Source organism: Oryzisolibacter propanilivorax (genome assembly GCF_900103645.1).
GTDB classification, from domain to species: Bacteria; Pseudomonadota; Gammaproteobacteria; order Burkholderiales; family Burkholderiaceae_C; genus Melaminivora; species Melaminivora propanilivorax.
In genome coordinates this window covers 386,864-405,528 of sequence record NZ_FNHP01000002.1, presented here as the reverse complement: position 1 = coordinate 405,528, position 18,665 = coordinate 386,864, and the positions used below count along the sequence as shown (strand labels likewise).

Genomic DNA, 18,665 nt, shown 5'->3' with positions numbered 1-18,665 from the left:
GGCGCGCGCATCCGGTGAAGCAGCGAAGAAAACCGACAGGTGCGGCAGCATGGTGTCAGGCGAAGGAAAGCGGCACCGCAGACGGCTGCATGGCAGCGGCGGGCAGGGCATCGTACACCGCTGGCGCCGCTGTCCGGCCTGCCCGAAGGCCGGGCTGCCGTCATGCGCCAGAGGGCGTCTGTCCGCTTGGCGCGAGCGCTGGACGGGCTGTATCCCAGCCGGCCAGCTGCGCTTGCAGCAGTTGCGCCATCTCGGCCTTGCGCTGGGGCGGCAGCCGGGGCGTGATGGCTCCGAAGCTGATCGCCGCCTGCGTGCTGGCCGACGCGGCGAAGGTGATGCCGACGCCCGACACCCCGGTGGTCAGCGTGTCCACGATGTCGGCCCAACCCGTCGAGCGGGTGCGTCGCACGGCCTGCAGCAGGGATTCGCGCGTGAAGCCGGCCTGGGCATATTCGGGCGCATGGCGCTCGAAGATGCGTTCGGCCTCGGCATCCTCCAGCGCGGCCAGCAGCGCCAGGCCACCCGCGCCCAGTCCCAGCAGACGCCGGCCGCCGACATCGGTGGTGAAGACCTTCACGGGAAAGTGCCCTTCCTCTCGATGCAGGCACAGGCAATAGTCGCCCTGGCGGATGACCAGGAACACGGTGTCGCCCGACAGCCGCGCCAGGCGCTGCATGAGTGGGCGCAGCATGTCCACGAGAGGCGCGCGGCGCATCGAGGCAAAGCCCAGCTGCATTGCGTCCACTCCCAGGCGGTAGGCCTTGCCTGCGCCGTCGCGCTCGGCGAAGCGCTCCTCGACCAGGCACGACAGCAGCCGGTGCACGGTCGAGCGTTCCAGGCCGGTGGCCGCCACGGTGTCCGTCAGGCGAATGCCCTGCTCCTGGTGCTCGGCCAGAAGGCGCAGCAGCTGCAGCGCGCGGCGCAGGCTTTGCGCGCCCGAAGTACCGGCGGAAGTGTCCATAGTGTGGGAAAAAATCGTTGTTTAGTTTGCGATGCAGAAAAGTCCAAGTCTAGACTGGCAAAAATCCCGCAAGGAGACCCCATGGCCTACGCCACTCTGGAGATCGAAAGCCACGGCGCCGTGCGCCGCATCCTGCTGGCGCGCGAGGCGCAGCGCAACGCGCAGAGCCAGCAGATGCTGGACGAACTGATGCAGGCCTTCGATGCGGCGCAGTCCGACGACAGCGTGCGCGTGGTGGTGCTGGCCGGCAAAGGCGCGCATTTCTCGGCCGGCCACGACCTGAAACAGGCCCAGGCCGAACGGGCCGACTTCACCGTCGAGCAGCGCTGGGCCTACGAGCAGCTGCGCTACTTCGACTATTCCATGCGCATCTGGGACTTCCCCAAGCCCACCATCGCCCAGGTGCAGGGCGCCTGCGTGGCCGGCGGCTTCATGCTGGCCAACATGTGCGACCTGGTGGTGGCCAGCGAGTCGGCGTACTTTTCCGACCCGGTAGGCCACACGCTGGGCGCCGCCGCCACCGAGGTGCTGATCCACCCGTGGGTGATGGGCGCACGCAAGGCCAAGGAGATGCTGTTCACCGGCGGCCGGGTCTCGGCCCAGGAGGCGCAGGCCATCGGCATGGTCAACCGCGTGGTGCCCGATGCCGAGCTGGACGCGGCGACCCTGGCGCTGGCGCAGCAGATCGCCCAGGCACCGCCCTTCGGGCTGCGCCTGACCAAGCGCTCCATCAACCGCAGCCTGGACGCCCAGGGCCTGCGCAGCGCACTGGCCGCGCACTTCGACACGCACCAGCTGTCGCACCTGAGCGAGGGCTTCCTCACCGCGCGCGACCGCGGCTTGGCCAGCGCCATCCAGAAAACCCCCGGCAGCCCGGCCAAGGCCTCCTGATGCTTGCTCCCGGCCAGCACCCCGCCCACCGCCTGCAGCCATTGCTCAACCCGGCGTCCATCGCCATCGTCGGCGCCAGCGGCGACGCCGCGCGCATCGGCGGCATGCCGATCGCGCACCTGACGCGCTTCGGCTACGCCGGGCGCGTCTATCCCATCAATCCCAAATACGGCGAGGTCTTCGGCCTGCGCTGCTGGCCGGACCTGGAGTCCTTGCCCGAGGCGCCCGACCTGGTGGTGCTGGCCGTGGCCGCCGCGCAGGTGCTGCCGATGCTGCAGCGCTGCGCCGCGCGCGGCGTGCGCGCCGTGCTCGTCTACGCCGCCGGTTTCGCCGAGGAAGGGGCGCGCGGCGCGCAGCTGCAGGCCGAGCTCGAGGCCTACGTGGCCACCACCGATCTGGTCGTGGCCGGGCCCAACGCCATGGGATTCGCCAACCTCAACACCCAGGCGCACACCAACTTCGCCTCGGTATTCAACACTGTGCCCATGCAGCAGGGAGCGGGCCGCGTCAGCCTGCTGACGCAAAGCGGCAACGTCTGCGCCGCGGTGTACGCCATCGCGCGCCGGCTGGGGGTGGACTTCAGCCACTTCATCAACACCGGCAACGAGGCCTGCGTGGACTTCGCGCAGTACTTGGAGTACCTGGCCCAGGACGACGCCACCGACGTGGCGCTGGGCTACATCGAGGAACTGCGCGATGGCCCGCGCTTCATGGCCGCCGCAGCCGAGTTCGCGCGGCGCGGCAAGCTGCTCATCCTCTACAAGGCCGGCGAGACCGACAAGGGCTCGGAGGCGGTGCGCTCGCACACCTCGGCGCTGGCCGGCGACCGCGCGGTCTACCAGGCGGCGTTCGCGCAGCTGGGCATCGTCCAGGGGCATGATTTCGTGCAGCTGGCGCAGCTGGCGCACCTGGCCGACTACCGCCACAAGAGTGCCGGCAAGCGCGTGGCCATCATCACCATCTCCGGCGCGCTGGGTGCCATCCTGGCCGACAAGTTCATCGGCGCCGGGCTGGAGGTGCCTACGCTGCCGCAGCCGCTGCAGGACGTGCTGCGCGCCGGCATCCCTGACTACGGAATGGTGACCAACCCGGTGGACGTAACCGGCAACGTGGTCAACGACCCCGGCTTCGTGCGCACCGCCATGCAGGCGCTGGCGCAGTCGGACGCGGTGGACACGGTGGTCCTCTACGCGCCGGGCTACATGCTGGATCGCATGGCCGACGACCTGGTGGCCGTCTCGGCCGCGCACGGCAAGCTGTTCGTGGCCATCGACACCGGCGCCGCCACGACCCGCGCGCAGCTGCGCGCCGGCGGCGTGCCGGTGTTCGAGGACATCGGCGTGGCCGTCGCGGCGCTGGCGCCCTTCCTGCTGTGGCACGAGCGCCGCCGCACTGGCCGCTGGCTGCAGCTGCGCGCGCAGCCCCTACCCGCCCCAGCCGCGCTGCCGGCGCAGCTGGACGAGTACCGCACCAAGCAGCTGCTGGCCGCGCACGGCATGCCCGCCGTCGCCGAGCGCGTGGCCACCAGCGCCGACGAGGCCGTGGCCGCCGCCGAGGCGCTGGGCTACCCGGTGGTGCTGAAGGTGCTGTCGCCCGACATTGCCCACAAGACCGAGGCCGGTGGCGTGCGCCTGCGGCTGCACGACGCCGATGCCGTGCGCGCCGTCTACGGCGAGGTGCTGGCCAGCTGCCGGCGCCATGCCCCGCAGGCGCGCATCGAGGGGGCGCTGGTCGGGCGCATGGAGTCGGGCGTGGCCGAGCTCATCGTCGGCGCCACGCGCGACGCGGTGTTCGGCATGACGCTCACCGTCGGCCTGGGCGGCGTGCTCACCGAGCTCTACCAGGACGTCAGCCACCGCGTACTGCCCGTGGACGAGGCCATGGCGCTGGAAATGCTGCGCGAGCTCAAGGCCTACCCGCTGCTGACCGGATTTCGCGGGCGTCCGGCGGGCGACGTGGCGGCAGCCTGCGCGGCCATCGCTGGCTTCTCGCGCGCCGTGCTGGCGCTGGGCGCGCAGGTGCAGGAGGCCGAGGTCAATCCGCTGCTCGTCAAGGCCGAAGGCCAGGGCGTGTGCGCGCTCGACGCCCTGGTGCTGCCCGCGCCGCCCTCTGCGTCCTGAGGCGGCGCATCGCCCCAGCGTCTGATTTTCCTCACCCCGCAAGCCGTGCAACGACCTCAGGAGACTCCCCCATGATCAAGCAGATCCTCGCCACCGTGGCCTTGGCCGCTTCCGCCGTGTGCGGCGTGGCCCATGCGCAGGACTACCCGTCCAAGCCGGTGACCATCGTCGTGCCGTTCTCGCCCGGCGGCGCCACCGACATCATGTCGCGCACCCTGGCCGAACGCTTGGGCAAGCGCCTGGGCCAGCCGGTGATCGTGGACAACAAGCCCGGCGCCGGCACCATGATCGCCTCCGAGTACGTGGCGCGCGCTGCACCCGACGGACACACCGTGCTGATGGCCGCCTCGTCGCTGGGCATTGCCCCGGCGCTGTACCGCAAGGTCAACTACGACCCGGTCAAGGACTTTGCGCCGATCTCGCTGGTGGCCTCGGTGGTGCACGTGCTGGAGGTGCACCCCAGCGTGCCCGCCAAGAACGTCGCCGAACTGATCGCCTGGCTCAAGGCGAATCCGGGCAAGGCCAACTACGGCTCGGTGGGCGCCGGCACTTCCACCCACCTGGAGGCCGAGCTGTTCAACACCATGGCCGGCGTGAAGATGACGCACATCCCGTACAAGGGCAGCGCGCCGGCGCTGATGGACATGGTGGCTGGCAACCTGCAGGTCATGTTCGACGCCTGGGCCTCGTCGGGGCCGTTCGTCAAGGACGGCAAGACGCGCCTGCTGGCGGTGACCACGGCCCGGCGCTCCAAGCTGTTGCCCGACGTGCCGACGGTGGCCGAGTCGGGCCTGCCCGGCTACGAGGCCATGCCCTGGCTCGGCTTCGTAGCGCCAGCCGGCACGCCCAAGGCGGCCATCGACAAGTTCCATGCCGAGCTGATGCACGTGCTGCAGGAGCCGGCGGTACAGGAAAAATTCCGCTCGCTCGGCCTGGACATCATCGGCAACAGCCCGCGCGAGTTCGGCGACTTCCTGAAGCAGGACATCGTCAAGTGGGCCCAGGTGGTCAAGGACTCGGGCGCCAAGGTGGACTGAGGGCTCAGCCGCGCGCGCCGCGTCGCGCGCGCACCGCCTGTGCCAGTGCCTGCAGCAGCGGCTGCGTCTGCGCGAAGCTGATGCAGGCGTCGGTCACCGATACGCCGGGCGCCAGCGGCTGGCCGGCGACGATGTCCTGGCGGCCTTCCTGCAGGTGGCTCTCGATCATCACGCCGGTGATGCGCGCGTCGCCGCCGGCGATCTGCGCCGCCACGTCGTGCCCCACGTCGATCTGGCGCGCGTGCTGCTTGCTACTGTTGGCGTGCGACAGATCGACCATGACCTGCTCGCGCAGACCGCTCTTGGCCAGCAGTTCGCAGGCCGCGTGCACGTGCTCGGCCGCGTAGTTGGGCTGCTTGCCGCCGCGCAGGATGACGTGGCAGTCGCGGTTGCCGCGGGTCTCGAAGATGGCCGCCTGGCCCATCTTGGTCATGCCCATGAAGGCATGCGGCGCCGCGGCCGCCAGCATCGCATCGGTGGCCACGCGCACGCCGCCGTCGGTGCCGTTCTTGAAGCCCACCGGGCACGACAGGCCGCTGGCCAGCTGGCGGTGGCTCTGGCTCTCGGTGGTGCGCGCGCCGATGGCGCCCCAGCTGACCAGGTCGCTGATGAACTGCGGGCTGAGCAGGTCCAAAAATTCGGTGCCCACCGGCAGGCCCAGCGCCAGCACCTCCAGCAGCAGCGCGCGGGCGCGCTCCAGTCCTTCGTTGATGGCGAAGCTGCCGTCCAGGTGCGGGTCGTTGATGTAGCCCTTCCAGCCGACCGTGGTGCGGGGCTTCTCGAAGTACACGCGCATCACCACCAGCAGGTCGGCAGCGAGCGCATCGACCTCGCTTTTCAGCTGGCGCGCGTACTGCAGCGCCTCGTTGTGGTCGTGGATCGAGCAGGGACCGACGACGACGATCAGCCGGTCGTCCTGGCCCGCCAGCACGCGCGCCAGCGCCGCGCGGCTGTCCTCGACGAGCTGCTGCGCGGCGTCCGGCGCGGGCAGCCATTCCTGCAGCAGCGCGGGGGTGATGAGCGGGCGCACGGCGCGGATGCGCAGGTCGTCGATGCGCGTGGTGTCCAGGGTGGTGCAGGGGGTGGGCGGGATGTGGGTCATGGTGGTCCGATTGTGCGGCGCGCGCACCGTGCCGCACTCCGGCCCTGGGCTGGTCGGCATGCATTTGAACGAAATCGGGCTGCAGCCATTACGTTACAAGGGCCGCAAGCTATTAAAAGAGAAGCATGGGCCGGCTTGCAGCGCCCGGCGCCGCGCGCCCTCAGGGACGCCGGAAGCGCGCGTTCTGCCCCGACCAGTAGCGCGATTGCAGATGGTCCAGCCGCACCGTGCCGCCGCTGGAGGGCGCGTGCACGAAGCGCCCCTCGCCCACATAGATGCCGGCGTGCGAGGGCCGGCCACGGCCGAATACCACCAGGTCGCCGGTGCGCAGGTCCTGCGCGTCCACCGGCGCGCCGAAACCGCTGAGCTGCGCTACCGTGCGCGGCGGCGCCACGCCGGCGCGGCTCTGGTACACGTAGCCGATCAGGCCGCTGCAGTCGAAGCCGCTCTCAGGGGTGTTGCCGCCGTAGCGATACGGCGTGCCGACCAGGCCCAGAGCGTGGATGGCGATGTCGCTGGACTGCTCGGCGCTCAGGCGCGCATAGGCGGGCGCGCGTGGCGAAGCCGGCGGTGGCTTGGGGCCGCTGGCGCAACCGGCCAGCAGCGCCGCGGCCAGCAGCACCACGCTGGCCGGACGAGGAAGAAGAAACGCGGACCACATGCGGCCAAGGGTAGCAGCGTGCGGTGCAGGGCGACCCGGGCGTCTTCGGATCGCGTCGCCAGCCGGGGCCATGCCAGCCGGAAAAAAATTGGAATCTGACCCCAATTCTTTACAGCCGGAGTCCAGGTCAATAGGCAGCCGGGGCAAGAAAAACGCCCCCGCGCGTGAAGCGCGAGGGCGTGGGATGCTGCGCACCAAGGGGCGGCGCGGCGGTGCGGGAGGCGGCTCAGGGCTTGTTCATGTTCACGTTCACGCCGCGCCGCTCCTGCGACTGGTTGTCGCTGCCGATGTGGTTTTGGCGGTCGTGACGGCTCTCGGGCGTGCGCTGCGCCTGGTTCTTCTGCGTGGTCTCCTGCTGGCCCTGGCGGTTGTGGTCGTTCTCCACCTTGCCGGTGCCGGGGGTCTGCTGGTCCTTGGGGTTCATGGTATGTGCTCCTGTGATGCGGATTGGATGGATGGGGAGGGAAGTCAGAGCTCGACCTCGCGGTGCTCGCCCAGCCCCTTGGGCCGCTCGCCGGTCAGCGCGGCGGTGGCCATCTTGAACAGCTGGGTCATCTTGCTTTCCTTCACATCCCAGTACTCGGCATGGCGGACCTGCACCGCCAGCAGCACCAGGTTCGGGTCTTCGGGGCCCTCCGGGAACCAGGCCTTGGCCATGGGCGTCCAGAGTTCCTCCTTGCGCTTCTTGTCCTCGATGAACGTGGCGTTGCCGGAGATGGAGACGTAGCAGTCTTCCTCGGGGTTGGCGTAGCTGACGTTGGTCTGGCTGTCGGCCTGCAGGCGCTGGTGCAGCTCTTGGCCGCGCGGGATGAAGAAGTACAGCTGCCCCTGCTGCTCGATTTCCTTGTTCAGCGTGGTCAGCGGGTGCGCATGCAGGATGCCGTTGTCGCCGCGGTGCGTGAGCATGCCGAAGCGGATGTCCTTGATGCGCTCGAACAGCGCTTCGCGGTCGTTGTCCTGGTCGTGTTCGTGGGCCATGAAGCGGCTCTCCTGTGGTGAAGGGAAAGGGAGCAACCACTCTAGAAGGCCCTGCGCGCCGCCCCGGTCGGCGCGGCGCCAGCCCGGCTGTGGGGGCTGTCCGACGCGCTCTGCCAGCCGCGCGGCCGGCGCCTCAGGCGGCCAGCTGGCGCTGCAGCGTGAACGGCGGCAAGCCGGACAGCAGCCGCTGGCCGTAGCCGGTGCGCACCAGGCGCTTGTCGTAGCAGTAAACGTGCGCCCGGTCGTCCTCGGTGCGGATGGCGCGGCCGACCCACTGCGCCAGGCGGATGGCGGTGGCCGGCACCACCAGCTCGCTGAACGGGTCGCGCCCGGCCGCGCGCAGCCACTCCGCGCGCGCCTCGCCCACCGGGTCATCGGGCGGCGCGAACGGCAGCTTGGTGATGAACAGCGACTCGCACAGCGCGCCCGGCAGGTCCAGCCCCTCGCCGAAGGACTGCATGCCGAAGACGATGGACGGCTGGCCGGCGGCCACGCGCTCGCGGTGGCGCGCCAGCAGCTCGCGCCGCGGCAGCTGGCCCTGGACCAGCACCGTGCCGCGCAGGTGCGTGGGCAGCTCGTCCACGGCACGGCGCATCTGCTCGCGCGAGGTGAACAGCACCAGCGCGCCGGCCTCCACCGCGCTCAGGTCGGTCAGCAGCGCCTCGACCATCTGGGCGGTGAACTGCTGCACGTCGCGCGGCTCGGCGCGCGTCTCGCGCGCCACCAGCGTGCCCTGCAGCGCGTAGTCGAACGGGCTGGCCACGGCCAGCGTGGCCACGGCGTCGTCGCCGGCAAGACCCGCCTCGCGCAGGAAGAAGTCGAACTGCCCGCAGCTGGTCAGCGTGGCCGAGGTCAGCACCGCGCCGCGTACGCTGCTCCACAGGTGCTGGCGCAGCGCGTTGCCCGGCAGCACCGGCGAGGCGTGCGCGCGGATGGTGACGAAGTCGCCGTCCACCGCCAGCGTGAACCACTTGGCCGCCGGCACCGCGCCTTCGGGCGCGTCCTGCAGCAGCAGCTGTGCGCAGGCGTGCACGCCCTCCAGGCGCGGCGCCAGCGCACCCACCTGGGCGTACAGCTGCGACAGCCGGCGCGCCTCGTCGGGCGTGTCGCGCATGGCCGCGCGCAACGCCTTGGCAATCGCCCGCAGCGCCGTGAGAAAGCCCTCGGCGTGGTGCGCGGCCTGGCTGAAGGGCTCGATCAGCGCCTCGGGCAGCGCGCCGCCGGGCACACGTGCGCGCGTCGGCTGGCCGGCGCTGCTGCCGAAGCGCGGTGCGGCTTTCAGGCCCGCGCCGTACAGGTCCATCGCCAGGCGCGCCGCGTCCTGCAGCGCGGCGCGCAGGCGCGCGGCGTGATTCGGGATGTCGGCGATCTCGCCCACCTCCACCAGCTGGCCGATGCGCAGCGCGCGGCTGGCCAGCTTGTCGATCCAGCCCAGGTGCGACAGGTCGGCCTCGCAGGCGAACTGTGACAGCGCGGTGCCGGGCAGATGGTGCGCCTCGTCGACGATCAGCAGGCAGTTGTCCAGTTCGGGCAGCAGCCGCGCGCCGATGGACGACAGCAGCAGGTCGTGATTCGCCACGATGACCTGCGCGGCCACCAGGTCCTTCCTGCGCTCGTAGTAGGTGCAGCGCGAGAACAGCGGGCAGTGCTTGCCGGTGCACGAGTGCGCCTCGGCCGCCACCGGCGACCAGGCCTCTGCTTCAGGCGGCGTGGCCAGCGTGTCGCGGTCGCCGTCCCACTGGCCGGAGGCCAGCGCATCGGCCATGCTGGCGTAGAACTGCACGCGCGACTGGGCCGCTTGGCGCACGGCGGGCTGGGGCGATTCGGTGGCGCCGAACAGGTCGTCGGTGCCGCTCCAGTCCTCGTCGTCCTCGGCGCCGCCGCCGGCCAGGCGCTCCAGTTTCAGTTTGCACACGTAGCGCCCGCGCCCCTTGGCCAGGGCGAAGCGCACCGGCTGCTCCAGGTGCTGCGCCAGCGCCGGCAGGTCCTTGTGCACCAGCTGCTCCTGCAGCGCCACGGTGGCGGTGGAGATCAGCACCCGCGTGCCGCGCGCCAGCGCCAGGGCGATGGCCGGCGCGCTGTACGCCAGCGACTTGCCCACGCCGGTTCCGGCCTGGATGACGGCAATGGCGCGCTGCGGCTCGGCGTCCTCGTCCTCGGCCTTGCCCAGCTCGGCGGCGGCGAAGGTCTGCGCCACCTGCTCGGCCATGCGCCGCTGGCCGTCGCGCACGCGAAAGCCGGCGGTGGCCTGCACCACCGTCTCGAAGCTGGCCAGGGCCGCGTCGGCCCATTGCTGCGTGGACATGGAGGGAGAAACGAACAATGGGGAGGAAGAGGACACGGTGAAGGAAACAGGGAAAGCCCAGGGCGCGATTACTGTGCTTTCATCCAGGGATGGTAGTGCACAGCACCCAAGCCCGTGGCCGATGGGGTCAACCGGCAGCGGCCTACGCCAGCGGCAGGCAGCGTGCCTAGCATGGGTGGACAGCTGCTGCGCGTCGCGCGCCAGTGCCGGAGTTGCCCGCCTTTCCACCCCACACCTATTTCGCCATGACGACCACTCCTTCTCATCCCGTTCCCACCTCGCCGCAACGCCGCGACACGCCGGGCAAGCCCGCCGATCCGCACGGCATCGACCTGACCCAGACCGACCAGCCCGAGGCTGAGGACACCACCCCGCAACTGCCGCACGAGCGCGACCAGGACAAGTGCATGACCGACGGCGAGCCCGATGCCCAGGTGCAACAGGGCTTTCGCGACGTGGAGCGTGGCCTGCAGGACACCGACCAGGGCCTGCGCTCGCACAACGTGGGGCGCAAGCCGCAACCCTGACCACCGCTTTTGCTACTCTTTAGATAGCTGCAGGCGCTTTGTTTTCAAGGGCTTCAGCCAGAAAACGCATCAAAATCCAGATGCTCGGCCGCAGCTTGGCACTGCACCAGAGCGCCCGTCGCCTGCTGCAGCTGCAACGCCGCCGCGGCTGCCAGTTCGGCCGGCGCGGCGGCGGTCAGCAGCAGCAGTTCGGGCGTGCTCCCTACCGCGCCGCCAGCCAGCCAGCGGCGCCGCTGCACCGCCAGACCCCAGCGTGCCAGCAGGCGCACGACAGTGGCCTCGCACAGCGCCCGCTCGGAGCGCAGCCGCAGCAGGTGGCCGCCGCTGACGGGCCAAGCGGATGGCAGCGGCGATGGCTGGGGCGCTGTGGTCAGCGCGGGCTCGGCATGGGCCAACATCGAAATCTCTCCTTGCGAATGGCCCGGCAGCGGCTGCCGGGCGCGGGAAACAAAAAAACCCAGCGGCCGGGCTGGGTTTCATTCACTGGAAGAGGAACAAGACACCAGGTGACCGCCTTGTGCGGCCACCCCACGCGCGTCAGGGGGCCGCGGTGGTCATGGTGGTAATCATGGGTGCCTGCAGCACCGGCACGCTGCCCGGCACACCCGGACGGGCGGCGGTGGCAGGCAAGGTGGGCAGGCGGAACATGGCGGTCAGTGTAGCGCAGGCCCTGCCGGCCCTGCATTCGCTATTGAAAAGATAGCTAATTGCCCTTTGAAAACAAGGGCCGGGCCGGAAAAAGACCATGAAACGCTCAAGACTTCTTCAGCGTCGCCTGCAGCGTGATCTCGGGCACCGCGGCCAGCGCCTTGGACAGCGGGCAGTTGCGCTTGGCGTCCTCGGCGATCTGCTGGAAGCGCGCCTCGTCGATGCCCGGAACGTCCGCGTCCAGCGTCAGCGCGATGCGGTCGATCTTGAAGCCCTCGCCGTCCTGCACCAGGCGCACGCGCGCCGTGGTGTCCACGCTGCGCGTGGCGATGCCGGCCTTGTCGCAGGCGAAGGAAAACGCCATGGTGAAGCACGCTGCATGCGCCGCACCCAGGATCTCCTCGGGATTGGTGCCCTTGCGGTCGTCGCCGAAGCGGCTGGCAAAGCCGTAGGGGTACTTGTGCAGCGAGCCGGTCTCGGTGCTGATCTGGCCCTGACCGGCCTTGCCGGCGCCTTCCCAGTGGACGGATGCGGATTTTTCGCTCATGGACGACTCCTGTGAGGGGTTGAAGAAAGAAAAAGCAAGACAGCCGGAGCAACTGAGGCCCCCTGCCAGGCGCCTGGTGCCTGCCTGCCGCAAGGCAATGCCGCGCCAGGCAAACTCGCATCACAGCACGGTCCCGATCCCTCGGCTGTCGGCGCGCGTGCCGTGCCGGTGCGGCATCCGGCCTACACCACCGGGCGCTACAGTGCAGCGCATGCCGAACGACGCCGCTTCCTTCTTCGCCGCCCCTTGGATTGCCCGCCGCCTGCACATCCACGGAACAGTGCAGGGCGTGTACTTCCGCCAGTCCACCGTCGAGGCCGCGCGCAGCCTGGGCTTGGCCGGCTGGGTGCGCAACCGGCGGGATGGCAGCGTCGAGACGCTGGCCGTCGGCACGCCGGAGCAGGTGCAGGCGCTGATCGACTGGGCGCACCAGGGGCCGGCGGCGGCGCGCGTCGAGCGGGTGCAGGTACTCGAAGAAGCGCTGCCCGAGCCGCTGCCAGGCGGCTTCACGCAGGAAGCAACGGTTTAACCGGGGCCAGGGTTGTCGCCAGCGTCGCGCATGGCCCGGGCCAGCGCGCCGCAGCCGCGTTCGGCCAGGGCGGCGATGGCGCCCTCGCGGTCGGGCGCCGTGCGGTTCTGGCTCAGCTTGCGCTTGCCCTCGATGCGCGTGATGCGCACCTCGATGCCGACGATGGCGCGCAGCATCTCGTCCAGGTAGTCGCGCGGCGCGTCGCCCATCTTCCAGGGCCGGGGCTCGCCGGCCTCGTGCCGGCGCGTCAGGCGCGCCACCACGCCGCGCACATGGCGTTCGTCGTCATGCACGGAGAGCCGGCCGTGCACGTGCACGGCCTCGTAGTTCCACGTGGGCACGGCGCGGTGCGTCTCGTGCTTGGAGGGGTACCAGTTGGGCGAGATGTAGCCGTGCTGCCCGCGAAACACCACCAGTGCATCGACCGCGCCGCCGGCCGGCACCTCACGCCACAGCGCATTGGCGCGCGCCACATGCGCCACCAGCGTGCCGTGCGGGCCGCGCCCGGCGTCGAGCAGGAAAGGCATGTGGTCCGCGTCCAGACCCTGCGGCCCCTGGCGGCACAGCAGGCCCAGCGGGTGCTCGCAGATCAGCGCGTGCAGCGCGTCAGGACGCTCTTCATTGAAGGCAGCGGGGAGGTACATGGCGACATTCTGCGCCGGGCGGATCAGGCGCGGGTGCGCGCGCCGTAGGCGCACCAGCCAGGGCGCGGGCTCTTCTTTTGCGGGTGCAGGCGGCAGGTCTCGGGCCGGCGCTCGTACACCGTGCAGCGGCGCGTGGCCGCGTCCAGGAACTGGCAGTCGCCGCTGGCGCGCCGCGCCAGGGTGAACAGGCCGTTCTTGGGGCTGTAGTGCTCGATCAGCCGGGCCTTCGTGAGCCGGCGGGCGATCAGCCGCTCCTCGACATGCTCGGCCTCGAACGCCTCGACCCAGCCCAGCCGCACCAGATCGGACAGCGCCGCCTCCAGCGGCATGGTGCAGCAGTTGGCGTTGCAGGACTCGCACAGCCCGGCGCGCCAGCGCGTCCAGGTGTCGCAGCGGTCGGTGTCGACGATGGCGATGGTGCGGGGGGGCATCGTTGTGTGATGAAGTCGGGAGAGGAGGTGGAGGCCGGTCTATCAGCCGGCTACACGATGAAGAAAACGAAATTTGGTAGTGCGCCGTGATCGACGTCATACCAGTTCTTATCGACAGCCCGAACCCGCGCGACTACCACTTCGAGCTGAAGTAGTTGGTTAAGGCGGAAGAAGGCGTTGAACTGTCGACATTTTGTCGACAACCGAAATTGCCCGCAGCAGACGGTATCTTCTGGCCTGCTTCAGTCTCGGATTCCTCAGGCATGGTTGTTCCGGCCTTAGGGGACCTCCTATCGGGCTTCAGATTCCAAGCTCTTGCGTGTGCAGTGCCGCCGGGGCAATTCATTTGGCAATTTCTGAGCTGCCTATGCGGCAGAGAACGGGTCGCGCGCTCCACCGGACTGCAGGTGGGCTGAACCGCCCCGGCTTTGAACTGACCCCCAGAATTTGGACAAAATTCAAGGGTTTTCATGAGGAAGTACGAAACGGATTTCAAGCTGAAAGTCGTCCAGAGCTTTTTAGCCGGCGAAGGTGGCGCGAAGCTGTTGGCTCGGCGGTGGTCGATTCCCGAGGAGAAGGTCCGCACCTGGGTGAACCACTACCGTCTGCACGGCATCGAGGGCTTGCGCCCCAAGCGCAGCGCGTACAGTGCGCAGTTCAAGCTGCAGGTGCTGGCTCATCAGGATCGCGAGCAGCTTTCCAGCCGTCAGGTTGCGGCGCTCTATGACATCCGCAATCCCAATCAGATCGTGGTCTGGAGACGCAATCTCGATCAAGGTCGCCTGCAAGCGCGCGCTAGCGGGGAACAAGAGCAGCTCAAGATCAAACCAGAACGACGCTCTGCAGCGCCGCCAAGCACGATCGTTGCCGATACGCAGAAAACCCTGCGGGAAGAGAACGACCGACTGCGCGCGGAGGTCGCGTACCTAAAAAAATTGCAGGCCTTGATCCGGTCAAAGAGATCAGCTGCGCCGACAAAGCGTGTCTGATTGCTGGGTTGAGGCATGACCATAAATTGGTGGATCTGTTGCAGGCAGCCGGCTTGGCGCGCAGCACGTTCTACTACCAGTGCCGGGCGGCCCAGCGCGCCGACGCGCAAAGCATCCTGGAGACTCGGATTCGCACTGTCTACGACGAGCACAAAGGCCGCTACGGATACAGGCGGATCACTGCCGTGCTACGCCGCTCGACGCAGGAGCCGATCAACCACAAGTGCGTGCAGCGTCTGATGCAGAAGATGGGGCTGCGAGCGTTGATTCGGGTGAAGAAGCGCTCCCGGCATGTTCCGGGCACAAGCGATGCACACGTCCCCAACATTCTGCAGCGCGACTTCAGTGCGACTGCTGCGAACCAGAAGTGGGCGACCGACGTCACCGAGTTCAACGTGAGCGGCCACAAGCTGTACCTGTCGGCCTGCATGGATCTGTACAACGGCGAGATCGTCGCGTACCGCATGGCAAGGCGGCCGGTTTTCGAGATGGTTTCCACCATGCTTGAGGCCGCACTCTCGCAGACCAGTTGCGCGGTCGACCTGATCGTGCACTCCGATCAAGGCCGGCACTACAAGATGCAACCCTACCGATCGATGCTCGCGCGACGCGGAGCCAGGCAAAGCATGAGTCGCAAAGGCAACTGCTTCGACAACGCGGCGATTGAAAGCTTCTTCGGCACCCTGAAGGCCGAGTATTTCCATCTTGAAAGGCCCGACAGCATTGGTGCGCTCGAAGCGGGCGTACATGATTACGTCCACTACTACAACCACGAGCGCATCAAGCTCGGGCTTTTGGGGCTCAGTCCGGTGGAGTACCGATTGAGAAGCACTGCCTACACGGCGGCATCGTGACCGTCCAAATTCTGGGGGTCAGTTCAAAGCCGGGGCGGTTCAGTCACATATTCCACACGCCCTCCGTTGACGAGCACTCGGCAGTGCTCCAGGTAATAGAGGTTGGCGCGCTGCGAATGAAGGATAGCCTTGAGATCGGAAGAAGCGATGTCTTGCATCGGGACAGTATGCGAGTCGCCGGCAGCCCTGCACATCGGTAAAGGCGAGACAGCGAACGGACCGTCCCAAGAGCGAGGCCACGCTGCCCAGTCCGAAGGGCTTTTGCATGCGCCGCTGCCTGACACTGGCGACAAGAAAGGGCGATTTACAGACATCCACCTGCCGCAGCGGGGCTGACTATCATGGTGGGTTTCCCTCCCGCCACCCGCTGCCGTGACCTCCTCCCTCTCCGATGACCTGCGCGATGACGCCTACCTCGCCCGCGTGCTGCGCGAGCAGCGCATCAGCATCCGCGGCGCGCGTACGCACAACCTGAAGAACATCGACCTGGACCTTCCGCGCAACCGGCTGGTGGTTATCACCGGCCTGTCAGGCTCGGGCAAGTCCAGCCTGGCCTTCGACACGCTGTACGCGGAAGGCCAGCGGCGCTACGTGGAGAGCCTGTCGGCCTATGCGCGGCAGTTCCTGGGCCGGCTGGACAAACCCGACGTGGACCTGATCGAAGGCCTGTCGCCGGCGATCGCCATCGAGCAAAAGGCCACCAGCCACAACCCGCGCTCCACCGTCGGCACGGTGACCGAGGTGCACGACTACCTGCGTCTGCTCTATGCGCGCGCCGGTACGCCCTACTGCCCCGAGCACGGCCTGCCGCTCACCGCGCAGACGGTGAGCCAGATGGTCGACGCCGTGCTGGCGCTGCCGGACGACACGCGCCTGATGCTGCTGGCGCCGCTGGCGCGCGAGAAAAAAGGCGAATTCGCCGAGGTGCTGGCGCAGATGCAGCAGCTCGGCTACGTGCGCTTTCGCATCGACGGGCAGATCGTCGATGCCGAGAGCCTGCCGGCGCTCAAGAAAACCGAGAAGCACGACATCGACGTCGTCATCGACCGCCTCAAAGTGCGCCCCGACGCGCGCCAGCGCCTGGCCGAGAGCATCGAGGCGGTGCTGCGCGTGGGCGGGAGCGAAGGCGCCGGCCGCGTGCTGGCGCTGGAGATGGACAGCGGCCACGAACACCTGTGGTCCAGCCGCTTCGCCTGCCCGGTGTGCAGCTACGCCCTGCCCGAGCTGGAGCCGCGGCTGTTTTCCTTCAACTCGCCGACCGGGGCCTGCCCGAGCTGCGACGGCATCGGCGAACTGGAGGTGTTCGACCCAGAGCGCATCGTGGCGCACCCCGAACTCAGCCTGGCCGGCGGCGCGGTGCGCGGCTGGGACCGGCGCAACGGGTACTACTTCGCCATGCTCGAGAGCCTGGCGCGGCACTATCGTTTCGACGTCGAGACGCCTTTCGAGGCGCTGCCGGACAAGGTGCGCCAGGTGGTGCTGCACGGCTCAGGGCAAGAGGAGATCGCGTTTTCCTATGTGCTGGACAGCGGCGCGCGCAAGGGCCAGGAGATCGTCAAGAGCCACCCGTTCGAGGGCATCGTGCCCAACATGGAGCGGCGCTGGCGCGACACCGATTCGGCCACCGTGCGCGAGGAACTGGCGCGCTTTCGCCAGTGCCAGCCCTGCCCGGCGTGCCGCGGCGCACGCCTGCGCCCGGAAGCGCGCGCGGTCAAGGTGGGCGAGGGCAGTGAGGCGCTGGCCATCCACCAAGTCAGCGCGCTCACCTTGGCCGCCGCGCAGGACTGGTTCGCGCGCCTGCAGCTGACCGGCGCCAAGGCCGAGATCGCCGCGCGCATCGTGCGCGAGATCGGCGCGCGCCTGTCCTTTTTGAACGACGTCGGCCTGTCGTACCTGAGCCTGGCGCGCAGCGCCGATACGCTCTCGGGCGGCGAGGCGCAGCGCATCCGCCTGGCCAGCCAGATCGGCAGCGGCCTCACCGGCGTGATGTACGTGCTGGACGAGCCCAGCATCGGCCTGCACCAGCGCGACAACGACCGGCTGATCGCCACGTTGGTGCGGCTGCGCGACATCGGCAACAGCGTGCTGGTGGTCGAGCATGACGAGGACATGATCCGCGCCGCCGACCACGTGGTGGACATGGGGCCCGGCGCCGGCGTGCACGGCGGGCGCGTCATGGCCCAAGGCACGGCGCAGGACCTGGCGGACAGCCCGGATTCGCTCACCGGCCAGTACCTGTCGGGCGCCAAGACCATCGCCGTGCCGTTGCGGCGCACGCCCTGGCTGCCGGTGCGCGCGCAGGACCGCGAGGCGCCGGCGCCGAGGAAAAACGGCGCGTCGCGCTTTCCCGAGACCGCCGCCAGCGCCCGCCGCCAGGAGCGCCTGGCCGCTCACCGCGCCACGCTGGGCGACCTGCAGGCGCTGCGCGTGCTGGGCGCGCGTGGCAACAACCTGGCGGACGTCAGCGTGTCCTTCCCGGTCGGCCTGTTCACCTGCGTCACGGGCGTCTCCGGCTCGGGCAAGAGCACGCTGGTCAACGACACGCTGCTGAAAGCCGTCGCGCGCCAGCTCTACCGCGCGCACGACGAGCCGGCCGAGCACGATGCGATCGAGGGCATCGAGTATTTCGACAAGGTCATCAACGTCGACCAAAGCCCCATCGGCCGCACGCCGCGCAGCAACCCGGCGACCTACACCGGCCTGTTCACGCCCATCCGCGAACTGATGGCCGAGACCAACACCGCGCGCGAGCGCGGCTACGGGCCAGGGCGGTTTTCCTTCAACGTCTCGCAGGCCTCGGGCGGCGGGCGCTGCGAGGCCTGCCAGGGCGACGGCGTGGTGAAGGTGGAGATGCACTTCCTGCCCGACGTGTACGTGCCCTGCGACGTCTGCCACGGCCAGCGCTACAACCGCGAGACGCTGGAGGTGCAGTGGAAGGGCCGCAACATCGCGCAGATCCTGGAGCTGACGGTGGAGGACGCCTACCTGCTGTTCAAGGACGTGCCGGGAATAGCGCGCAAGCTGCAGACGCTGCTGGAGGTCGGCCTGTCGTACATCCGCCTGGGGCAAAGCGCCACGACGCTGTCGGGCGGCGAGGCGCAGCGCGTCAAGCTGGCGCAGGAACTCTCGCGCCGCGACACCGGCCGCACCCTCTACATCCTGGACGAGCCCACCACCGGCCTGCACTTCGCCGACGTCGACCTGCTGCTGCAGGTGCTGACGCGGCTGCGCGACGCGGGCAACACGCTGGTCGTCATCGAGCACAACCTGGACGTGATCAAGACCGCCGACTGGGTCATCGACATGGGCCCGGAAGGCGGCGCCGGCGGCGGGCAGGTGGTGGCCGAGGGCACGCCCGAGCAGGTGGCGGCGCAGCCGGCCAGCCACACCGGGCAGTACCTGCAGCGGTATTTGCAGCCAAAACCGGCCTGAGCCCAGGAA

General features: G+C 69.1%; 17 protein-coding genes and 1 pseudogene. 7 read left to right on the top strand and 11 right to left on the bottom strand.

All coding sequences use genetic code 11. From position 1 onward, the window contains the following. Positions 1 to 160: 160 nt before the first annotated feature. Complete coding sequence (locus BLQ61_RS04570) at positions 161 to 961, bottom strand: IclR family transcriptional regulator (protein WP_091567141.1); 801 nt, start codon at positions 959 to 961, stop codon at positions 161 to 163. A gap of 81 nt (positions 962 to 1,042) precedes the next feature. Between BLQ61_RS04570 and BLQ61_RS04565 the strand changes: the two genes are divergently transcribed. The 3 genes from BLQ61_RS04565 to BLQ61_RS04555 all read left to right on the top strand — a co-directional run bounded on the left by BLQ61_RS04565 (position 1,043) and on the right by BLQ61_RS04555 (position 5,009). After that, complete coding sequence (locus tag BLQ61_RS04565) at positions 1,043 to 1,852, top strand: enoyl-CoA hydratase (protein WP_091567139.1); 810 nt, start codon at positions 1,043 to 1,045, stop codon at positions 1,850 to 1,852. Then, on the top strand, positions 1,852 to 3,972 hold the full coding sequence (locus BLQ61_RS04560; protein WP_091567137.1) for an acetate--CoA ligase family protein: 2,121 nt from the start codon (positions 1,852 to 1,854) through the stop codon (positions 3,970 to 3,972). Before BLQ61_RS04565 ends, BLQ61_RS04560 begins: the two co-directional genes overlap by 1 nt. A 71-nt stretch (positions 3,973 to 4,043) precedes the next feature. Then, positions 4,044 to 5,009, top strand: coding sequence for a Bug family tripartite tricarboxylate transporter substrate binding protein (locus BLQ61_RS04555; RefSeq protein WP_091567135.1), 966 nt, complete (start codon positions 4,044 to 4,046; stop codon positions 5,007 to 5,009). A gap of 4 nt (positions 5,010 to 5,013) precedes the next feature. Here the strand turns inward: BLQ61_RS04555 and BLQ61_RS04550 are convergent, their stop codons facing one another. The 5 genes from BLQ61_RS04550 to dinG form a co-directional block, all read right to left on the bottom strand. Then, complete coding sequence (locus BLQ61_RS04550; RefSeq protein WP_091567515.1) at positions 5,014 to 6,111, bottom strand: 3-deoxy-7-phosphoheptulonate synthase; 1,098 nt, start codon at positions 6,109 to 6,111, stop codon at positions 5,014 to 5,016. A gap of 160 nt (positions 6,112 to 6,271) precedes the next feature. Continuing rightward, positions 6,272 to 6,772, bottom strand: coding sequence for a C40 family peptidase (locus BLQ61_RS04545; protein WP_091567133.1), 501 nt, complete (start codon positions 6,770 to 6,772; stop codon positions 6,272 to 6,274). Between the two features lie 226 nt (positions 6,773 to 6,998). Beyond that, the gene (locus BLQ61_RS04540; RefSeq protein ID WP_091567131.1) at positions 6,999 to 7,196 is read right to left on the bottom strand and encodes a hypothetical protein; all 198 of its coding nucleotides are present in this window, start codon (positions 7,194 to 7,196) and stop codon (positions 6,999 to 7,001) included. 44 nt (positions 7,197 to 7,240) lie between these two features. Continuing rightward, on the bottom strand, positions 7,241 to 7,750 hold the full coding sequence (locus BLQ61_RS04535) for a pyridoxamine 5'-phosphate oxidase family protein (protein ID WP_091567129.1): 510 nt from the start codon (positions 7,748 to 7,750) through the stop codon (positions 7,241 to 7,243). Between the two features lie 133 nt (positions 7,751 to 7,883). Then, entirely contained in the window at positions 7,884 to 10,055 is a 2,172-nt protein-coding gene (gene dinG, locus BLQ61_RS04530; RefSeq protein WP_091567127.1) for an ATP-dependent DNA helicase DinG, read from the bottom strand. Positions 10,056 to 10,300: 245 nt separating this feature from the next. Between dinG and BLQ61_RS04525 the strand changes: the two genes are divergently transcribed. Then, positions 10,301 to 10,582 carry a hypothetical protein gene (locus BLQ61_RS04525; RefSeq protein ID WP_091567125.1) on the top strand — a complete coding sequence of 94 codons (282 nt, stop codon included), beginning with the start codon at positions 10,301 to 10,303 and terminating at the stop codon, positions 10,580 to 10,582. A gap of 53 nt (positions 10,583 to 10,635) precedes the next feature. Here BLQ61_RS04525 and BLQ61_RS04520 read toward each other — a convergent pair whose 3' ends face one another. Both BLQ61_RS04520 and BLQ61_RS04515 read right to left on the bottom strand, forming a co-directional pair. Continuing rightward, entirely contained in the window at positions 10,636 to 10,980 is a 345-nt protein-coding gene (locus BLQ61_RS04520) for a hypothetical protein (RefSeq protein ID WP_091567123.1), read from the bottom strand. Positions 10,981 to 11,336: 356 nt separating this feature from the next. Beyond that, complete coding sequence (locus tag BLQ61_RS04515) at positions 11,337 to 11,777, bottom strand: OsmC family protein (RefSeq protein WP_091567121.1); 441 nt, start codon at positions 11,775 to 11,777, stop codon at positions 11,337 to 11,339. A 211-nt stretch (positions 11,778 to 11,988) separates the two neighbouring features. On the opposite strand from BLQ61_RS04515, the gene BLQ61_RS04510 reads away from it, so the two are divergent. Beyond that, positions 11,989 to 12,306 carry an acylphosphatase gene (locus BLQ61_RS04510; RefSeq protein WP_091567119.1) on the top strand — a complete coding sequence of 106 codons (318 nt, stop codon included), beginning with the start codon at positions 11,989 to 11,991 and terminating at the stop codon, positions 12,304 to 12,306. Here the strand turns inward: BLQ61_RS04510 and BLQ61_RS04505 are convergent. Both BLQ61_RS04505 and BLQ61_RS04500 read right to left on the bottom strand, forming a co-directional pair. Then, positions 12,303 to 12,950 carry an FMN-binding negative transcriptional regulator gene (locus tag BLQ61_RS04505; protein WP_091567513.1) on the bottom strand — a complete coding sequence of 216 codons (648 nt, stop codon included), beginning with the start codon at positions 12,948 to 12,950 and terminating at the stop codon, positions 12,303 to 12,305. The genes BLQ61_RS04510 and BLQ61_RS04505 overlap by 4 nt on opposite strands. A gap of 23 nt (positions 12,951 to 12,973) precedes the next feature. Next, complete coding sequence (locus BLQ61_RS04500; RefSeq protein WP_091567117.1) at positions 12,974 to 13,381, bottom strand: YkgJ family cysteine cluster protein; 408 nt, start codon at positions 13,379 to 13,381, stop codon at positions 12,974 to 12,976. A gap of 470 nt (positions 13,382 to 13,851) precedes the next feature. Between BLQ61_RS04500 and BLQ61_RS04495 the strand changes: the two genes are divergently transcribed. Next, a protein-coding gene (locus BLQ61_RS04495; RefSeq protein ID WP_425415602.1) for an IS3 family transposase occupies positions 13,852 to 15,224 on the top strand; the annotation gives its coding sequence in 2 pieces (ribosomal slippage) (positions 13,852 to 14,353 and positions 14,353 to 15,224; 1,374 coding nt in all). A 38-nt stretch (positions 15,225 to 15,262) separates the two neighbouring features. Here BLQ61_RS04495 and BLQ61_RS17125 read toward each other — a convergent pair. Then, positions 15,263 to 15,382: pseudogene (locus BLQ61_RS17125) on the bottom strand (type I-F CRISPR-associated endonuclease Cas1f); the annotation flags it as partial. Between the two features lie 214 nt (positions 15,383 to 15,596). Here BLQ61_RS17125 and uvrA point away from each other — a divergent pair. Continuing rightward, the gene (gene uvrA / locus BLQ61_RS04490) at positions 15,597 to 18,656 is read left to right on the top strand and encodes an excinuclease ABC subunit UvrA (protein ID WP_091567113.1); all 3,060 of its coding nucleotides are present in this window, start codon (positions 15,597 to 15,599) and stop codon (positions 18,654 to 18,656) included. Positions 18,657 to 18,665 lie beyond the last annotated feature (9 nt).